Annotated in this window: 17 protein-coding genes; 6 read left to right on the top strand and 11 right to left on the bottom strand. The window is 68.9% G+C overall.

All coding sequences use genetic code 11. The features are described 5' to 3' along the window. The first annotated feature begins 181 nt into the window (after window positions 1-181). Window positions 182-535, top strand: a complete 354-nt coding sequence (locus AB0J95_RS47945; RefSeq protein WP_364773115.1) for an STAS domain-containing protein — start codon at window positions 182-184, stop codon at window positions 533-535. Here the strand turns inward: AB0J95_RS47945 and AB0J95_RS47940 are convergent. Next, entirely contained in the window at window positions 532-1032 is a 501-nt protein-coding gene (locus tag AB0J95_RS47940) for a hypothetical protein (RefSeq protein ID WP_364773114.1), read from the bottom strand. The two genes, AB0J95_RS47945 and AB0J95_RS47940, sit on opposite strands and share 4 nt — an antisense overlap. A gap of 5 nt (window positions 1033-1037) precedes the next feature. After that, a complete protein-coding gene (locus AB0J95_RS47935; protein ID WP_364773113.1) occupies window positions 1038-2015 on the bottom strand; it encodes a TIGR03557 family F420-dependent LLM class oxidoreductase in 978 nt (325 codons plus the stop codon). 72 nt (window positions 2016-2087) lie between these two features. Here AB0J95_RS47935 and AB0J95_RS47930 point away from each other — a divergent pair, with 72 nt between their 5' ends. Beyond that, the gene (locus AB0J95_RS47930; RefSeq protein WP_364773112.1) at window positions 2088-2627 is read left to right on the top strand and encodes a hemerythrin domain-containing protein; all 540 of its coding nucleotides are present in this window, start codon (window positions 2088-2090) and stop codon (window positions 2625-2627) included. On the opposite strand, the gene AB0J95_RS47925 is transcribed toward AB0J95_RS47930, so the two are convergent. After that, on the bottom strand, window positions 2624-2938 hold the full coding sequence (locus AB0J95_RS47925) for a DUF6292 family protein (RefSeq protein ID WP_364773110.1): 315 nt from the start codon (window positions 2936-2938) through the stop codon (window positions 2624-2626). The two genes, AB0J95_RS47930 and AB0J95_RS47925, sit on opposite strands and share 4 nt — an antisense overlap. Before the next feature lie 76 nt (window positions 2939-3014). On the opposite strand from AB0J95_RS47925, the gene AB0J95_RS47920 reads away from it, so the two are divergent. Next, window positions 3015-5267, top strand: coding sequence for a phosphoketolase family protein (locus tag AB0J95_RS47920; RefSeq protein WP_364773109.1), 2253 nt, complete (start codon window positions 3015-3017; stop codon window positions 5265-5267). Further along, window positions 5243-6301: an acetate/propionate family kinase gene (locus AB0J95_RS47915; RefSeq protein ID WP_364773108.1), complete on the top strand. Its 1059-nt coding sequence runs from the start codon at window positions 5243-5245 to the stop codon at window positions 6299-6301. Before AB0J95_RS47920 ends, AB0J95_RS47915 begins: the two co-directional genes overlap by 25 nt. Before the next feature lie 7 nt (window positions 6302-6308). Here AB0J95_RS47915 and AB0J95_RS47910 read toward each other — a convergent pair whose 3' ends face one another. Genes AB0J95_RS47910 through AB0J95_RS47885 form a run of 6 tightly spaced genes read right to left on the bottom strand, consistent with a single transcriptional unit; the run spans window position 6309 to window position 14262 of the window. After that, on the bottom strand, window positions 6309-6902 hold the full coding sequence (locus AB0J95_RS47910) for a flavodoxin family protein (RefSeq protein ID WP_364773106.1): 594 nt from the start codon (window positions 6900-6902) through the stop codon (window positions 6309-6311). A 48-nt stretch (window positions 6903-6950) separates the two neighbouring features. Beyond that, window positions 6951-8795 carry a sialidase family protein gene (locus tag AB0J95_RS47905; RefSeq protein WP_364773105.1) on the bottom strand — a complete coding sequence of 615 codons (1845 nt, stop codon included), beginning with the start codon at window positions 8793-8795 and terminating at the stop codon, window positions 6951-6953. A 15-nt stretch (window positions 8796-8810) separates the two neighbouring features. Further along, on the bottom strand, window positions 8811-9767 hold the full coding sequence (locus AB0J95_RS47900; protein WP_364773103.1) for an ABC transporter ATP-binding protein: 957 nt from the start codon (window positions 9765-9767) through the stop codon (window positions 8811-8813). Next, complete coding sequence (locus AB0J95_RS47895) at window positions 9754-11712, bottom strand: dipeptide/oligopeptide/nickel ABC transporter permease/ATP-binding protein (RefSeq protein WP_364773225.1); 1959 nt, start codon at window positions 11710-11712, stop codon at window positions 9754-9756. The genes AB0J95_RS47900 and AB0J95_RS47895 overlap by 14 nt, the downstream gene beginning before the upstream one ends. Next, window positions 11712-12671, bottom strand: a complete 960-nt coding sequence (locus AB0J95_RS47890) for an ABC transporter permease (protein WP_364773102.1) — start codon at window positions 12669-12671, stop codon at window positions 11712-11714. Before AB0J95_RS47890 ends, AB0J95_RS47895 begins: the two co-directional genes overlap by 1 nt. Window positions 12672-12675: 4 nt before the next feature. After that, complete coding sequence (locus AB0J95_RS47885; protein ID WP_364773100.1) at window positions 12676-14262, bottom strand: ABC transporter substrate-binding protein; 1587 nt, start codon at window positions 14260-14262, stop codon at window positions 12676-12678. 169 nt (window positions 14263-14431) lie between these two features. On the opposite strand from AB0J95_RS47885, the gene AB0J95_RS47880 reads away from it, so the two are divergent. Beyond that, window positions 14432-15139 (top strand): FadR/GntR family transcriptional regulator, encoded by a 708-nt coding sequence (locus AB0J95_RS47880; RefSeq protein WP_364773099.1) that lies wholly within the window; start codon window positions 14432-14434, stop codon window positions 15137-15139. Between the two features lie 213 nt (window positions 15140-15352). Continuing rightward, a complete protein-coding gene (locus tag AB0J95_RS47875) occupies window positions 15353-15850 on the top strand; it encodes a sigma-70 family RNA polymerase sigma factor (protein WP_364773097.1) in 498 nt (165 codons plus the stop codon). Here AB0J95_RS47875 and AB0J95_RS47870 read toward each other — a convergent pair. Then, complete coding sequence (locus AB0J95_RS47870) at window positions 15838-16953, bottom strand: histidine kinase (protein WP_364773096.1); 1116 nt, start codon at window positions 16951-16953, stop codon at window positions 15838-15840. The genes AB0J95_RS47875 and AB0J95_RS47870 overlap by 13 nt on opposite strands. Further along, window positions 16898-17767: a LytTR family DNA-binding domain-containing protein gene (locus tag AB0J95_RS47865; RefSeq protein ID WP_364773094.1), complete on the bottom strand. Its 870-nt coding sequence runs from the start codon at window positions 17765-17767 to the stop codon at window positions 16898-16900. Before AB0J95_RS47865 ends, AB0J95_RS47870 begins: the two co-directional genes overlap by 56 nt. Window positions 17768-17778: the final 11 nt, after the last annotated feature.

Genomic DNA, 17778 nt, shown 5'->3' with positions numbered 1-17778 from the left:
CGGCAATGGGGCGTACCCACAATCGGGTTTTTTCAAACATTCTCGCCCTGAAGTTGTGCTGCGCGCTGCGGCTCCGTACGGTTGACACATCGCCAACGGTTGAAAACACAGCCGGCACGACGTGTTTCTCGACCGAAGGAGTTCCCTCGTGAGCACTCCAAGATCCGCAGAAGGTGCGACGGTGGCCGACAAACTTCTCAAGGTGGAAGTGCACGCGCTTGCCACCGGCGTCCCGGTGGTCAAGGTGCTCGGCGACCTCGACCTGGCGACCGCTCCCGCGTTCAAGCAGGCCATGACCGAGCAGGCCACCCACGGCCGCGAGTTCGTGGTGGACATGGACGGTGTGGACTTCCTCAGCTCGGCCGGCCTGGCGGTGCTGGTCGACCTGCGCCAGCAGATGGACGACCAGAACCTCAAGTGGGCGGTGGTGGCCGCACGGCACACCGTCACCCGCCCACTCGAGATCACCGGCCTGCACGCCGTGCTGCCGATCTTCACCGACATCCCGGCGGCGCTGAACTCCTTGACGGGTTAGTCCCTTCGACGCGCGGGGACCGGCTCGCCCAGCCACATCGGCCGCCGGACCCCGTTGGCGTCACACCACTTCAGCATACCGATCGTCCACAGCAGAACGTGTGTGAACACCTCGAGCGTGGCCTGGAAGGCGTCGTCCCGCAGGGCGAGGTCCACCTGGAACAGCGCGTCGTCGGTGTGGCCGTTGAGCTGTGCCAGTAACGCGCGGACCGATGCCCGCACCGGCGGGCTCGTGTCGTCGATCGAGATGGCTCCGTTGTCGTCGTCGGTGAGCTCCAGCCCGTAGTTCGGACTGTCCTGCGCGGCCGGGCCCGCGGCGCTGTGCATCATCTCGGCCAGGGCCGTGATCAGCTCGCGGACGATCACGTGCGACTCCCGGCCGCCGGACTGCCGTTCGGCGGTGAGCCTGGCCAGCTCCAGCACCAGGCTGTCGTTGTCGCCGGAGTCCATGACCCCCACCAGGAACCTGGCCCGCGAGCGCGGATGCCGTTCGGACATGGTTCTCAAGCACCTCCCGACGGCACGGCCTCGCGCACCCGAGGCCGCACCTCGTTGGCCCAGAACTCGAAGAACGCCTCCTGGTCCGGGCCGATCTGCTGGATGTGGACGTGGTCGTAGCCAGCGTCCACAAAGGACTGAACTCGCGCGGCCACGGCGTCCGGGTCCGGACCGCACGGCACCGCCTCGGCGACCATCTCCGGGGTGACCAAAGTGGACGCTTGCTCGAAGTGCCGTGGCGTTGGCAGTATCTGCGCCAGCTCGCCGGGCACCTGCTCGTTGGGCCACAACCGGTGTGCCGTCTCGATGCCCTGCTCCCTGCTCGGCGCGTAGCACACCTTGAACCCGCCCTGGGCGGGCCGCTCCCCGCCGCCGGACTCGCGGAACCTGCGCACCAGCTCGGACTCCGGCATGACCGACATGAAGCCGTCACCGATCCGCCCGGCCAGCGCGGCCGAGCGCGGGCCGAAGCCGGAGACGTAGATCGGCACCGGCTCGTCGGGCAACGTGAACAGCTGCGCGTTCTCCACGCGGTAGTACTTGCCGCGGTAGTCGACCTCGCCGCCGCGGTGCAGGGCCCGGATCACCTCGACGGCCTCCTCCAGCATCGCCAGCCGGACCGCGGCCGGCGGCCAGTGGTCGCCGAGGATGTGCTCGTTGAGCGCCTCGCCGGAGCCCACGCCGAGCACGAACCGGCCCTCCAGCTGGACGGCGGCGGTCGCCGCGGCCTGGGCGATGATGACCGGGTGGATCCGCATGGTCGGGCAGGTCACCGCGGTGGCGATCGGCAGGCTGGTCGCTTCGGCGAGCGCGCCGATCACCGACCACACGAACGGGCTGTTGCCCTGTTCGTGGTTCCACGGGTGGAAGTGGTCGGAGACCCACAGCCGCTCGAACCCGGCCTGCTCCGCCATTCTGGCCTGTTTCACCAGGTCACGAGGGCCGAATTCCTCGCTGGACAGGAAATATCCGATGCTGACCATGTCTGTCGTGTACCCGGCCGCCGCTGTGCCAACCCCGGATTAACCGACGGACAGCCCGGGTACGTGACTTGCATGAACGATCTGATCAGGGTGATCCAGAAGGACCACGAGCACATCGAAAGCCTGTTGTACGAGCTGGAAACCACCACCACGAGCCCGGAGAACAGACGTGCGCTCGCCGATCACCTGATCACCGAGCTGGAGCGGCACCTGGTGGCCGAGGAGAGCTACCTGTTCCCGGCGGTCCGCTCGCACCTGCCGGACGGCGAGGCGATCGCGGAGCAGGCCAAGAGGTTACGTGCGGCGGCGGAGAAGTCCATGACAGCTCTGGAGAACGTGTCCCCCGCCGCGGCCCGGTTCGAGCTGTCCCTGACCAAACTCACCGCCGCCGTGCGCAAGCACATCCACCGGCAGAACGAGACCCTGCTCCCCCGGCTGCGCAACGCCCTGTCCGCACAGGATCTGCACGAGCTGGGCAAGCAGATGGTGCACACCAAGGACATCGCACCCTCCCGGCCGCACCCCACCGCCCGTGACCGCCAAGGCGTCCCGCTCGGCCTCGGCAACCACCTGGTCGAGACCGTCCGGGACGCGCTCACCGGCAACCGTTAGCCCGCGGCCGTCAGCGGCGCCCAGGGCACCTCCGAGCGCAGCGTCGCCGCGAACTGGGCGACCGTGCTCGCGGGTGGCGTGATCTCACCGTCCAGGTGAGCCACGATGTCCAGTTCGGCGCCGTCGGTCTCGGTGGCGATCGCCCACCCGGTCGTCTCGTCCCAGACCAGCGCCACGTCGCGCCCGTTCAACCGCCAGTCGAGGGCGATGTACCCCCAGGCCGGGGAGTCCCAGCCCCAGCAGCACGACTCCAGCCCCACCCCGGCCTGCCTGCTGACGTCGGCCAGGTAGTCACGCACGTCATCGATCACGGCTATAGAGTCGGCTCCACGCAAATCCGTCAAACCTCCAACGGTTGCCAGTCACTCCCGCGGGTAGCCAACCTCTATGAGCCAGCGGTACCGGCGCGCGTGCGACTATCTGGCCACCTGCATGATCTACCTGCGGGACAACGTGATGTTGCGCGAGCCGCTCAAGCCCGAGCACCTCAAGCCCCGGCTGCTGGGCCACTGGGGCACCTGTCCTGGCATCAACCTGGTCTACAGTGGACTCAACGGGCTGGTCTCCCGGTCCGGTCAGCGGACCCTGCTGGTCACCGGGCCGGGTCACGGCGCTCCGGCCGTGCACGCCAACCTGTGGCTGGAGGGCACCCACGCCGTGTACGACCCGGCGTTGTCGTTGGACGGGGCCGGGATGACCGAGCTGGTCCGGCGGTTCTCCTGGCCCGGCGGGTTTCCCAGCCACCTTGCGCCGCAGGTCCCCGGGGTGATCCACGAAGGCGGCGAGCTGGGTTACGCCCTGGCGACGGCGGCGGGTGCCGCGCTGGACGATCCCGGCCTGATGGTGGCGTGCATCGTCGGCGACGGTGAGGCCGAGACCGGGCCGACCGCCGCGTCCTGGCAGGTCACGAAGTTCCTCGACCTGGACACCGGCGGCGCGGTGCTGCCGATCCTGCACCTCAACGGCTACAAGATCTCCTCGCCCACGGTGTTCGCGGCGATGAGCGACGGCGAGCTGATGTCGTACTTCCGGGGCGCCGGCTGGTCGCCGCGGATCGTGGACGTCACGCAGAGCCGCGATCCGGACCTGCTGCTGGCCGAGACGCTCGACCTGGCGCAGGCCGCGCTGGCCGCCCGGCCGATGATCATCCTGCGTACCCCCAAGGGCTGGGGCCTGCCCGGCCACGACGACCACGGCACCGCTCTGGCCGGCACGTTCCACGCCCACCAGGTGCCCGTTTCCCCGGACCAGCTCGACGTTCTGGAGACGTGGCTGCGGTCCTACCGGCCGGACGAGCTGTTCTCCCCGTCCGGCGAGCCACTTCCCGACCTGCTGGACGAGATCCCGCCCCGGCACCTTCGGCTGGGCCAGGTCCCGCAGGCCAACGGCGGGCTGCTGCGCGAGGACCTGCCGTTGCCCTCGATCGAGAAGCACATGCACGGCGCGGGCGAGGTCGTCAGCGCCAACGAGACGCTCGGCGGGTGGCTGGCCGAACTCGTCGGCGCCACCGAGGACCGGCGCGACTTCCGGGTCGTCTGCCCGGACGAGCTGGAGTCCAACAAGCTCGGCGCCATCCTGGACACCACCGACCGGGCGTTCACCTGGTCGTTCGACGGGTACGCGGAGAACCTGGCGCCGGACGGCCGGGTGGTGGAAGTGCTGTCCGAGCACATCTGCCAAGGCATCCTGGAGGGCTACGTGCTCACCGGGCGGCACGGGTTGTTCCCGTGCTACGAGGCGTTCGCGTCCATTGTGGACTCGATGGTGAACCAGTACGCCAAGTTCCTCAAGATGTCCGCCGAGGTGCCGTGGCGGGTGCCGGTGGCCAGCCTGAACTACCTGCTCACCAGCGAGGGCTGGCGGCAGGAGCACAACGGCTACAGCCATCAGGGGCCGGGGTTCATCAACAACATCCTGACCCGCAAGGCCTCGGTGTCGCGGGTGTACCTGCCGCCGGACGCGAACACGTTGCTGTACACCATGCGGCGCTGCCTCAGCGGGACCGGCCGGATCAACCTCGTCGTCGCCAGCAAACAGCCGTACCCGGTGTGGCTGGACCCCGATGCCGCGGCCGCCCACTGTGAGGCGGGCGCCTCGGTGTGGGAGTGGGCGTCCACCCCGGGCAGCCCCGAGGTCGTGCTGGCATGCGCGGGAACCGTTCCCACCGTGGAAACCCTGGCCGCGGCGGCTCTGCTTCGCCAGCATGCGCCGGATCTGCGGGTGCGGACGGTGAACATCGTCGACCTGCTGGCGCTGGCGCCGCCGGACCAGCACCCCCACGGGCTGCCCATCGACGCGTTCACCCGGTGTTTCGGCACCGAGATCCCCGTGGTGATGGCGTTCCACGGGTACCCGTCCGCGGTTCACGAGGTGCTGCACGGCAGACGTACCCCCCAGCGGTTCCACGTGCACGGCTACCAGGAGGAAGGCACCACCACCACGCCGTTCGACCTTCTGGTGAGCAACGAGATGAGCCGGTTCGACCTCGCCGCCGACGCGGTGCGCCGGGCCTGGCGTGGCCGGGGAGCCCAGGTGGCGGACTCGCTGCTGGCCACGCGGGACCTGGTGCGGGACAAGGCCTGGCGGGACGGCGTCGACCCCCGTGAGGTGACCGAGTGGCGGTGGGCACCATCATCCTGACAGTCAACCCGGGATCGAACAGCCTGCAGGTGCACGTCGTCGAGTCCGGCAAGGTCATCACAGCCGTGACCCAGGAAGGGCACTCCGCCGACGCTTTCGCCAAGCTGGAGCTGACCGGCTCGGTCGACGCGGTCGGTCATCGGCTTGTCCACGGTGGACCTCACCTTCGCCAGCCGACCGTGGTCACCGATAAAGTACTGTCCAAAGTGGAGGAAGCAGCCGCACTGGCACCGTTGCATGTGCCCATCACGCTGAAACTCCTGGACATGGCGCGGGAGCGGTTTCCCGGCGTGCCGCACGTGCTCTGCCCCGACACTGCCTTCCACGCCTCACTGGGCGACGTCGCCATCACCTACCCGCTCCCAGCGGAGTGGCGGGCCAGGTACGGGCTCCGCCGGTACGGTTTCCACGGTCTTTCCTATGCCTGGGCGACCTCCCGGGCGGCCGCCATCCTGGACCGGCCCGCCTCGGAGGTGAGCCTCCTGCTGGCGCACCTGGGTGGCGGGTGCTCGGTGTGCGCGGTGCGGGACGGGTCCAGTGTGGACACCTCGATGGGGTTCACGCCGTTGGAGGGTGTGCCGATGAGCACCCGGTCCGGCAGTGTGGATCCGGGCATGCTGTTGTGGTTGCTCGAGCGGATGAGCCTCGATGAGGTGCGCGAAGGCCTGTACCACGAATCGGGCCTGCTCGGCCTGTCCGGCGGGTTCTCCAGCGACACCAGGGATCTCGTGCGCGAACACTGTGATCTCGCGCTGGGCGTGTTCACCCACCGGGTGAGCCAGGCCCTCGCGGCGATGTCGGTGAACCTGCCGCGCATCGATGGCCTGGTCTTCACCGGCGAGATCGGCTGGGACCAGCCGGAGGTCCGCGCGGCCGTCTGCCGGGGGCTCACCCGGCTGGGCATCCCGGCGGCGTTGAACCCGAACCCCACCGAGGACACCATCATCTCGTCACCCCACGCACCCATCCCGGTGCTTGCCGTGGAACCCCACGAGGAGCTGGAGATCGCCCGCGAGACGGCTCAGCTCATTTGATTCGGCGTCATTTTATCGGCATCGACTGCAGTGCGGCGGCGACCCCATAGAGGTTGTTCGCCATGGTCGCGGCGGTCTTGTGCGACCACTGGTGCCCGTGGTCGGTGTCGGCATAGCTCGGCCCAGGGCCGGGTCCCATGTTCCAGTACGTCCACGCCTGCCCCGGAATCGTGTACCCGATATCGCCGAGCGCCCCGGCGATCTCACTGATCACGTGATGGGCGCCGTCCTCGTTACCGGTCACCACAACACCCGCGACCTTGTTGTACGCCACCGGCTGCCCATCATCACCGGTCTCCGAGATCATGGCGTCCATCCGCTCCAGCACCCGCTGCGCCACCGAAGACGGATGCCCCACCCACGTCGGCGTGGCCACAACCAGGATCTCCGCCTGCACCAACGCGTCATGCAGCTGCGGCCACTGGTCCCCATCCCCCGCATCAGTGACCACCCCAGGAACCACGTGGTGGTCGACCACCCGGTACGTATCCACCCGGGCACCCTTGTCCCGCAACCCAGCAGCCACCACCGCGGCCAGCTTGTCCGTGTTGGACTCCTCCGGCGACCGCTTCAAAGTGCAGTTCAGGACAACCGCGCGCATGGGTAGCCCTCCTTTCCGTCCCCGGAGGACTACCCATGCATGCAAGGGTTAACCGACGGCGTCGAACGGCAAACGCAGAACCAGGCCGTTTGTGAGCGGATCGTTGGCCTGGCGGATGCGGGTGAGTTCGGTGGTGGTCAGGGCGCGGTGGTAGAGGCGGGTGTCGTCGAAGGCGCCGTTCCAGCGGTACTGGCCGTCGAGGCGTTGGCCGAGGAGGAGTTGGAAGGACACGGTTTCGGTGACCGAGCCGGCGATGTCCGGGCCGGCGGCCACCTGGGTGCCGTCGACCCACATCTTCAGCTGGCCGGCGGCGCGTTGGAGGGCGATGTGGTGCCAGGCCTGGTCGTCGTAGGCCTTGGTGGTCTCGATCGACTTGCTGCCGTTGGCGGTGGTCATCAGGGCGATCAGGCGGTTGTTGGCCGGTTCGCCGCGCAGCCAGATCTGCGGCGCGGTGTTGCCCATGCCGCCCAGCCAGAAGATGACCTGAGGAGTTTTCGTGGCGCCATAACGGAACCAGCTCGACCACGTGAAGTCGTCGTCGCCGACGGCCAGCGCTGGTTTGTAAGGAACGCGGACGAAGTCGTCGTTGAGCGCGATGGCCTTGGTGAACTTGCCTGTGGTGACTGTGGTCGAGCCCACGACGTTGCTGTCCGCGTTGGTGGGCGAGACATCCGGGGTGGCCGGACCCCCGGATTTGCGCCAGCCCAGGTAGTCCTCGGTGAACCGGCCGAACCGGATCTCGTCGCGGGCATCGGCCGCGCCGCCCTCGTAGATCAGGCCGATCTCGGGGTTGGCGGTGCCGGTGATCTGCACGAGGTCCGAGTAGCCCGACCAGTCGGTGGTGATGCGGGTGCCTTGGTCGGCGTTCTCCCAGGTTCTGGCGTTGTCGTAGGAGGAACGGATGGCCATCCAGCGGCGCCGGTCGGTGTCCGAAGGGGACGAGAACAGGATCCGCTCGCCCAGGCCGGGCCGCTCCAGCCGCAGCGCCGAACCCTGGACCATCGGCGTGACCAGGTCCGGGATGGTGGTGAACGGCGTGCTGAAGGTCTCGCCGCCGTCCTTGCTGACCGCGTAGTCGCGGTTGCCGAGGTCGGTTCCGCCTTGTTCCCGGCCGTTCGCGTAGACCGAGCCGTCCGGCAGCTCCACAACCGTGACCTCGGAAGGCTTCTGGGTGTACGTGCCGCCGACGGGGTGCGGGAACGAGGAAACAGCGCCGATGTGCCAGTAGTCGCCGTCGTCGTCGCTGTAGATCAGACCGGCGTGGTTGGCGACGGAATGCGTGCCGTCACTGGTCTCCGCGTTGAACCCGAAGACCATCCGGCCGGCGTGCGGGCCCTTGGCGAGCTGGATGCCGTGCACCGGGCCGGAGGCGTACCAGGAGTCCCACTCCGGCAGCTTGGCCTGGGCGCTGATGTCCTTCGGCGCCGACCAGGTCAGCCCCTCGTCCGTGCTGAACTGGACGTGCGGCGTACGCGGGCACGGGATGTCACAGCCCCTGTCGTCCAAGCGGCCCTTGTTGTACGTGGTGACCAGGACGACCTTGCCGGAGTCAGCGTCCACAATGGGCACCGGGTTGCCGTGGGTATCGCCGTTGCCTGAGTTCACGACCGTCAGGGGCGTCCAGTGCCTGCCGCCGTCGGTGGACCGCTTGAGCACGACGTCGATATCCCCGGTGTCACCGCAGTTGTTCACCCGCCCCTCGGCGAACGCCAGCAGCGCACCGGACTTCGCCTTGACGATCGCCGGGATCCGGAAACACGAGTAGCCGGGATCCTGCGAAGCCTTGAACAGCACCTGCTGTTCGTAGAAGGGCGCAGCCGTCGCCTGCTGCACCGGAGTGAGCAACGACAGCCCGATCACGAGCACAGCTGCCAGCCGTGCGCGGGGTCTCATGTCCGGAGGTCCCTTTCAGTCAGGGTGAATGCAGCGAAACGTGTGCCCGCTCGCGGCCATGGCGAGCGGGGGCAACGATGCCCCGCACTCGTCCGTCGCTTTGGGACACCTCGTGCGGAACGTGCAGCCGCTGGGCGGCGCGGTGGCCGACGGCACCGGCCCGGTCAGCACGATCGGCTCGACCGCGTGCAGCAGGCTGGGAGTGGCCGAGAACAGTGCCCGTGTGTACGGATGGTGGGCCGCGGCGGGGATCTCGGCGACCGGCGCCTCCTCCACCACCCGGCCGAGGTACATCGTGACGATCCGGTCGCTCATCTTGCGCACGGTCTGGATGTCGTGCGACACGAACACCATCGCCAGGCCCAGCCGTTCCCGCAGCGAGATCAGCAGGTTCAGGATCTGCGCGCGCACCGAAACGTCCAAGGCGGACGTCGGCTCGTCGGCCACCAGCAGAGCAGGGTTCAACGCCAACGCGCGTGCGATCGCGACCCGCTGCCGCTGCCCGCCGGACAGCTGACCGGGTACGGCCTCGGCGACGCTGTCCGGGAGGCCCACCAACGACATCAGCTCGCGCACCCGGTCCGCTCGCGACTGTGGTGTGCCGGAGTTGTGCACGTCCAACGGATCCCGGATGATCTTGGCCACCGACAGCCGCCGGTTCAACGCCGTCGATGGGTCCTGGAACACCATGCCGACGTTCGAGCCGAAGTCGCGGGCGCGTTCCCCTGCGGTCATCTCCCACAGCGACCGTCCCTGGTAGCGAACCGTTCCCGCGGTGGGTCGTTGCAGTCCGACGATCACCTTGGCCAAAGTGGACTTTCCACAGCCCGACTCCCCCACCACGCCGATGGTCTCGCCGGGGTTGATCACCAGGTTCGCGTCGGTGAGGGCGTAGACGTTGGCGTGGCCGAACAGCCGCGCCGCCCGGATCCGGTGCACCACATGGACGCCGTCGAGGTCAAGCAGGTTCACGGCTCACCCCGATCAGCTCGCGGTCGGCCGGGAAGTGGCAGGCGATCATGTGGGTCAACGTGTCGCCCGTCCGCACCGGAGGTTCGGCCCGGCACAACGCCCGCGCGGCAGGGCACCGATCGGCGAACCGGCAGCCGGCCGGGAAGTCGGCCGGGGCAGGCACGACACCCTTGATCTGGGTCAGTGTGCCCTGGTTCTCCTCCAGCGACAGCACCGCGCCGAGCAAGCCGCGCGTGTAGTGATGCTGCGGAGACCCGACAATCCGCGCTGTCGCACCCACCTCGGCCACCTGCCCGCCGTACATCACGACGACCCGATCGGCCACTTCGGACACCAGCGCGAGGTCGTGCGACACCAGGATCAACGCGAACCCCAGCTCGTCCTTCAGCCGCAGCAACAACCGCATGACCTGCGCCTGCACCGTGACGTCCAAAGCCGTGGTCGGTTCGTCCGCGACGATCAGCTTGGGGCTGCGGGACAACGCCATCGCGATCAGCACCCGCTGCCGCTGCCCGCCGGACAGCTCGTGCGGGTACGACCGGAGCGTCCTCTGTGGATCGAGGCCGACCAGCTCGAGGAGTTCCTCGGGCCTGCGGGTGCCACCGCGGCGGGTGAACTGCTTGACCTGCGCGCGAATCGTCATCGCCGGGTTGAGCGAGCTGAGCGCGTCCTGGTAGATCATCGAGATGTCGGTGCCCAGGTGTGCGCGCAGCTCACCCGGGCGCAACGCGAGCAGATCACGACCCTCGAAGCGGATCTGCCCGGACACCCGCGCGGTCCGGGGCTGCAACCCCATGATGGACAACGAGGTCAGCGTCTTGCCGCAGCCGGACTCGCCGATCAGGCCGAGCACCTCACCGGACCGCACGGTGAACGACACGTCCTGCACCACGTTGACACCGTTGTGCCGCTCCGGGAACGCGATCGTCAGACCGTCCACTTCGAGCACCGGCGGATGCCCGTCGAGATCGCGGGCAGTGCGGCTGAGTCGCTCCCCGGCCTCGCGCAGACCCGCGATCGGCAGCACCGGTTCGGTGTTCTCGGCCGCTTCCTCGGCGGCCTCGGCCTTCGCCGCCGCGCCCGCCTGGGCGCTGCGGGCCGACGGCGCCGCCCACGCGTCGGAGATGCCCTCCGACAACACGTTCAGCGCCAGCACGGTGACGAGGATCAGCAGGCCCGGGAACACCGTGGCCCACCAGCCGCCGAGCAGCACCATGTCCTTGCCATCGGCCAACACCGACCCCCAGGACGGGTTGGGCGGCTGGATGCCCGCGCCGATGAACGACAGCGAGGCCTCGAACACGATCGCGTCGGCGACCATCACCGTGCAGAACACCAGCACCGGCGCCGCACAGTTCACCGCAACGTGCTTGACCAGGATGAACCACCGCCTGGCGCCGATGATCCGCTCCGCGGCCACGTAGTCCTCGCTGTACTGCGCGAGCACATTGGCCCGGACCACCCGGGCCACCGAGGGCATGTTCAGGAACCCGATCGCCAGGATCAGCACGAGGATCCCGCGGCCGAACACCGCGACCAGCACGGCAGCCAATGCGATGCCCGGGAACGCCATGACGACGTCCAGAGTCCGCATGACAACCGAGTCCGCCCACCGCCGCGCGGTGGCGGTCAGCGCGCCGATCAACGCTCCGGTCAGCAGCGCCAAAAGCGTCGCGCCGAGTCCGATCGCGAGCGACCAGCGGCTGCCGTACACCAAGCGGGAGAAGATGTCCCGGCCCGACTGATCCGTGCCGAACCAGTGCGCCCCGCTCGGGCCGCCGGTGTCGGTGCTCAGCGCGTCCGGGTTGTGCGTGGCGATCAGCGGCCCGAAGACCGCGGTGAGCACGAGGATCGCCAGCAGGCCGACGGCGACCCAGGACGCCAGGTTCAGCCGGGCGAACCGGATTCCCGGCCGGGACAGGCGCTTCGTCAGGCCCGGGCGCATCACGAGTGGCTCCTCAGCCGCGGGCTGGCGATCAGGTAGAGCACGTCGACGATCAGGTTCACCAGCACGAACCCGACCGCGATGGTGATCACGAAACCCTGCACTTTGGACACGTCGCCGTCGAGCACCGCCTGGATCATGTTCTGTCCCATGCCGGGCAGCGCGAACATCGTCTCGATCACCACCGCGCCGCCGAGCAGGTACCCGACCCGCAACCCCAGCACGGTCAACGGGTTCACGAGCGCGTTGCGCAACACGTTGCGCCCCACCACGACCACCGGCGGCAGTCCCCCGCCGCGCGCGGTCCGCACGTAGTCCTTGTCGAGCTCCTCGACCATCGACGTCCGGATGATCCGGGTCAGTTGCGCCGCGACGGGAAGCGCCAGCGACACCGCGGGCAGGGTCATCGAGTTGAGCCAGCCGCCGAACGAGTCGTTCATGCTGACGTACCCGCTGGTCGGGAAGATCCCCTGGCCGACCGCGAGCCACTGGACCAGCAACAGCGCCACCCAGAACGCGGGCGCCGCAACGCCGGCGAGCGTGACGATCCGGATCAGCTGGTCCGGCCAGCGATCCCGGAACAGCGCGGAGGTCACGCCGAGCACCAGCGAGATCACGATCGCGATCGCCAGGCCCAGCACGGTGAGCTGTACGGTCAACGGCAACGCGGTCGCGATCGTCGCACCGACCGACTGCTTGGTGATCACGCTGGTACCGAAGTCACCCTGCACGAGATGCCACACGAAGTGCACGTACCGCAGGAGAAGCGGGTCGTTGAGCCCGTTCTCCGCGCGGAACCGGGCGAGCTGCTCGGCCGTCGCGTTCGCACCGTCGAACGCGGCCAGCGCCGGGTCGACCGGGGAGAACCGCATGATCACGAACACGAACAGGATCACGCCCAGCAGCAGCGGGATCAGGGCGAGGATGCGACCGAGCAGCATCCGCACGACGACGGCCATCGCGTCAGACCGGCTTGGCCTGGTTGAGGTAGATGCCGGGGTAGCCCTGCGCACGCACGCCACTGATGGCCTTCGCGTCCCACGCCGTGCCCAGCTGGGTGAACACCACGGGGTAGATCACGGCCTGCTCCGAGATCAGGTCCAGCAGCTGCCTGGTCAGCTGTTTGCGCTTGGCCTCGTCGGTCTCCAGAGCGGCCTTGTCCTGCAGCTGCAGCAAAGCCTGCGCGTCCGCGTTCGTCCAGCGGGCGTACTTGGTCATCAGGGTCGACGTCGAGGCGTAGTAGTAGCGCACCAGCAGGTCCGGGTCGTTGCCGAACTGCATCGGGTTGTTGGTGGTGGCCACCACCTGGAAGTCGTTGCCCGCGTCCAGCTTGGAGAACAGCGCCTTGGTGTCCTGCGAGTCCAAAGTGGTCTCCACGCCGATGGCGTCCCACCCCTCCTTGATCACCTTCACGCAGTCGGCAACCAGCGAGGTGTTCGTTGTGGACAGTGTCACCTTCAGCCCCGAGACCCCAGCCTGTCGCAGCAAATCCTTTGCCTTGGCGGGATCGTAGCCGAAGCTGTTGGCCGCGGGCTGTGACGATGGCAACTTCGGGTTGATGAACGAGGTCGCCGGGGTGCCCGCGCCCTTCAGGCCGACGTCGACCATCTTGCGGCCGTCGATCGCGTAGTGCAGGGCCTGGCGGACCAGCTTGTCGCCGAACGGCGCGTGCGCGGTGTTGAACAGCAGGAACAGGTTGTTGCCGCCGTCGGCGAACTCCACCGTGCGACCGGCTTTGCGCAGCTGGTCGGCGTTGGCAGGCGGGATGTTCTCCACGATCTGGGCCTCCGGCCTGGCGCCGGAGATGGCCGCCACCCGGGGCGCGGCATCCACAATGGACTTCCAGAGCATCTTGCGGTAAGCGGCCGGTCGCGGACCGTTGTACTCCTCGAACCGCTCGAAGCTGGTGTGGCTCAACGGCGCCTGCTCGGTGACTTTGTACGGCCCGGAGCCGACCACCTTGCCCGCGACCGCGTCCGCCCACTTGCCGTCGAACACGTGCTTGGGAACGATCTTGCAGGTCTGGATCCGTTGCAACGCATACGGGAACGGGGCTTTCAGGACGAACTCGACGGACTTCTCATCGAGCTTGCGGACTTCGCCCAGCCAGTGGTCGAAGAAGCTGTGCACCAGCACGTTCTCCGTGGTGCTCAACGCGCGGGCGTAGGTGAACACAACGTCATCGGCCGTCACCGGCTGTCCGTCGTGCCACTTCGCGCCGTCCCGCAGCTCGAACCTCAGCGTGGTCGCGGTAAGGTCCGTCGGCAGGGCCTTGGCCAGGCCGGGGAACGGTTCGCGGGTGATCGGGTCACCCTCCACGAGGGACTCGTAGGCGTGCAGGATCCCGGCCATCGCGAAGGCGGAGGCGGTCTGCAGGGGGTCCCAGGTCTGGTTGTTGCCGTAGCCGAGCACCGCCGTGACCGAATCCGCCGACGCGGCCTTGTTCGTGGACGCCGGACCGGCCCCGCACGCGCCCAGACCGGCCGAGAACGCGGCCGCGGCGCCCGCCAGACCGGTGAAACGCAGCATGTCACGCCGGCTGAGGGACATCGCTCGGCTCCTTTGCCACCCTGGTTGTGGGACGTGGGACGTCCTATGACTTGCGGCGAACTTTAGGGGTACGGCCAGAGCGGGTCAAGGGGACGTTCACAACTGGGAACACCCAAAGGTATGACGTAGGATGTCTGGTCACAACGCCCTCGGAGCCTGGGGAGACTGTGTGGCGCGCCCGCAGCGGAGCGAAGAGATCACCCAACGGATCATCGACCTGATCATCGAGCGGGCGCTGCCGCCCGGGGCGCCGATGCCGACCGAGCTGAGCCTGATGCAGGACATCGGGGTCAGCCGCAACTCGGTGCGCGAGGCGATCAAGGCGCTGCAGGCGCTGGGCATCGTCGAGATCCGGCATGGCTACGGCACCTTCGTGGGCCGCGCGGGTTCGGCGGCCCTGCAGACGTGGCTGCTGTTCCGGACCCGCACGCGCGGCGACGACCTCAGCCGGCTGCGGGACCTGCTGGAGGTCCGGGAGATCATCGAGACCGAGCTCACCCGCCGGGTGGCCGAGCAGCACAGCCCCCAGCTGATTCCGCGGCTGGAGAAGTGCGTGGACCGGATGCGGGTCGAGGGGCCGGACAGTGTGGCGGCGGACCGCGAGTTCCACGACCTGATCAGCGCCGAGGCCGGGTTCGACCTGGCCCGCGAGCTGACCGGCCTGTTCTGGGAGGTCTACCGCGCCGCCGAGTCCGAGCTCGGCTGCGACCTCCCGACCGCCGCCAGCACCGCCGACCGCCACCAGCCCATCCTCGACGCCCTCATCCTCCGCGACCCGCTCGCCGCCGCCACGGCCGTCCACAAACACTTCGAGGAAGTCCGCAGACGCACCCACGCCCGCCCGTACGGCAGCCTCGCGGTCGGCGACCAGGTGTGAGTGCGCCCGGCCTGGCCGCTTGTCCGTTCGTCGCGGGACGGTCGACCGCTGGTCGCGCCGCCGGTGGTCCGCAAAGCCGCTGATGCGGGCCCTTTGTCGCAGGAAACAGTCTCGGAGGTTACCTGTTTCCGGCCTGCTGCCTACCGTGGGCGGTGCTGGTGATGTCAGCGACCCCTCTTGGAGGCTCCGATGGCGGGCACGACCCTCCCCGTGATGGACGAGCCGACTCTGGCCGGTGTGATCCGGGAGTACGGCGTGCCCCTGCGCCGGTATGTCGCCAAGCTGACGTCGAACGACCGGCACCTCGCCGAGGAGGTCGTGCAGGAGACCCTGGTGCGGGCCTGGCAACGGCCCGCGATCGTGGACAGCCGCCATTCCTCCGTGCGGCCGTGGCTGTTCACGGTGGCCCGCAACCTGGTGAACGACCACTGGCGGGCCCGGCGGACGCGGCCCGCCGTCCTCGGCGAGGCGGAGCTGGCCGGGATCCCCGAGGCCCGCGACCGGATCGACGAGACCGTACAGGCTCAGGTCATGCAGGGTGCCCTGGCCCGGTTGGCGCCGGTGCACCGCCAGGTGCTGGCGCACGTCTACTACTCCGGACTGTCCCTTGCGGACACCGCGGCCCTGCTCGGGATCCCGGTCGGCACCGTCAAGTCCCGTATCTACTACGGGTTGAGGTCGCTGCGGGCGATCCTCGATCAGGACGCCTGAACCCCGGCGTGGTACTTCGGCACCCGCACGTGCACCTTGGTTCCCGCGCCCAGCGCGGTCTCCACGACCAGGCCGTACTCGTCGCCGAACACGTGCCGCAGCCGCTCGTCGATGTTGCCCAGGGCGATGCCGGACATCTCCTGCCCGGCCAGCGCCCGCCGGACCACCTCCGGGTCCATCCCGACCCCGTCGTCCTCGACCGTGATGTGCGCGTCCACCCCCTCATCGGAGGCCACAATGGACAGTTGTCCCGGACCGGCCCTGCCTTCCATGCCGTGCTGGATCGCGTTCTCCACCAACGGTTGCAGGCACAGGAACGGCACCGCGACCGGCAGCACCTCGGGCGCGATCCGCAAGGTGACCCGCAGCCGGGAACCGTAGCGGGCGCGTTGCAGGGTCAGGTACTGGTCGATCGACCGCAGTTCCTCGGCCAGCGTGGTGAACTCGCCGTGCCGCCGGAAGGAGTAGCGGGTGAAGTCCGCGAACTCCAGCAGCAGTTCGCGCGCCCGGTCCGGGTCGGTCCGCACGAACGACGCGATCACGGTCAGCGAGTTGTAGATGAAGTGCGGGGAGATCTGCGCCCGCAACGCGGTGAGCTCCGCCTCCAGCAGCCGGCTGCGTGACCGGTCCAGCTCCGCCAGTTCCAGCTGCCCGGACACCCACCGCGACACCTCGACCGTGGCCCGCACCAACCCGGGCGAGCCGACCGCGCCACAGCCACCCAGGGTTCCGACAACGCGCTCGTCCACGGTCAGCGGCGCGATCACGGCGTACCGGGCCGGGCAGTCGGGGGTCGTGCAGCCCAGCCGTTTGCGGCCGAATATCCGGCTGCGCCCGGTCTCCAGGACCGACATCGCGTGCGAGACCACGGCGGCGCCGTGGCAGTCGAAGCCGGATCCGTCCCACGCCACCAGTTCCGACACGTCGGTGATCAGGAGTGACTGGGTGCCGAGCAGGGACCGCAGGTGCCGGGCGGACTTGCGGGCGTTGACCGGCTGCAGGCCTTGGCGCAGCGGCGGTGCCGCCGACCAGGCCCGGTGCAGGGCCTCATAGGTCGCCCGGCTGACGACCGGGTCCGTGCCGGTCCGTCTCCGAAGCCTCATGGCCACCTCTGTTCTTCGCGTGCCGGTCGAGCAGGTCGCGAACCTGGCGGGCATGCCGGCGGCTGACCGCGAGCCGGACCCCGCCGACCAGCACGGTGAGCTGCCCGTCGTGCTGGGTGAGGTCCTCCACGAACCGCAGCGCCACCAGGTGGCTGCGGTGCACCCGGACGAAACCCGAGTCCCGCCAGCGTTCCGCGAGCGTGGTGAGCGGGACACGCAGCAGGAAGCTGCCGCTGGCGGTGTGCAGGCGCGCGTAGTCGCCGCAGGCGTCCGCGTGCCGCACATCCGAGATCCTGATGAACCGGGTCGTCCCGCCCAGTTCCACCGGGATGGCCTCGCCTGCGTCCGGCCGGCCGGGGTGTTCGGGCCGGGGACCGCGGCGTTCGTCCACCGCGTGCAGAACCCGGTGCACCGCCTCGGAAAGCCGCTCCGGCCGGACCGGCTTGCGCAGGTAGTCAACGGCTTTCAGGTCGAAGGCGTCGGCGGCGAACTCGTCGTGCGCGGTGACGAACACGACCGTCGGCGGGTCGGCGAACCTGGACAGCAGCCGGGCCACGTCCAGCCCGCTCAGGCCGGGCATCCGGATGTCGAGGAACACCGCGTCCGGCGGGCGGTCCTGGTGCAGCAGGCGAAGCGCGTCGGTGGCGTCGGAAACGCCTTGCACGGCGGCGATCCGCGGGTCGGACCGCAGCAGGTAGACCAGCTCCTCCAGCACCGGGACCTCGTCGTCCACGGCCAGCACGCGCAGCACTCGTTCCCCGTCCGGATCCCGGCCGTTGCGCACGCAGACCGCACACGGAGGCAAGCGCGTCACCTCCCGTGGCC

Origin of the sequence: Actinocrispum sp. NPDC049592 (assembly GCF_040675465.1) — a bacterium.
In the GTDB taxonomy this organism is placed as follows: domain Bacteria; phylum Actinomycetota; class Actinomycetes; order Mycobacteriales; family Pseudonocardiaceae; genus Kibdelosporangium.
Note: the sequence above shows the minus strand (reverse complement) of the source record. Positions and strands in the feature narration are given on the sequence as shown.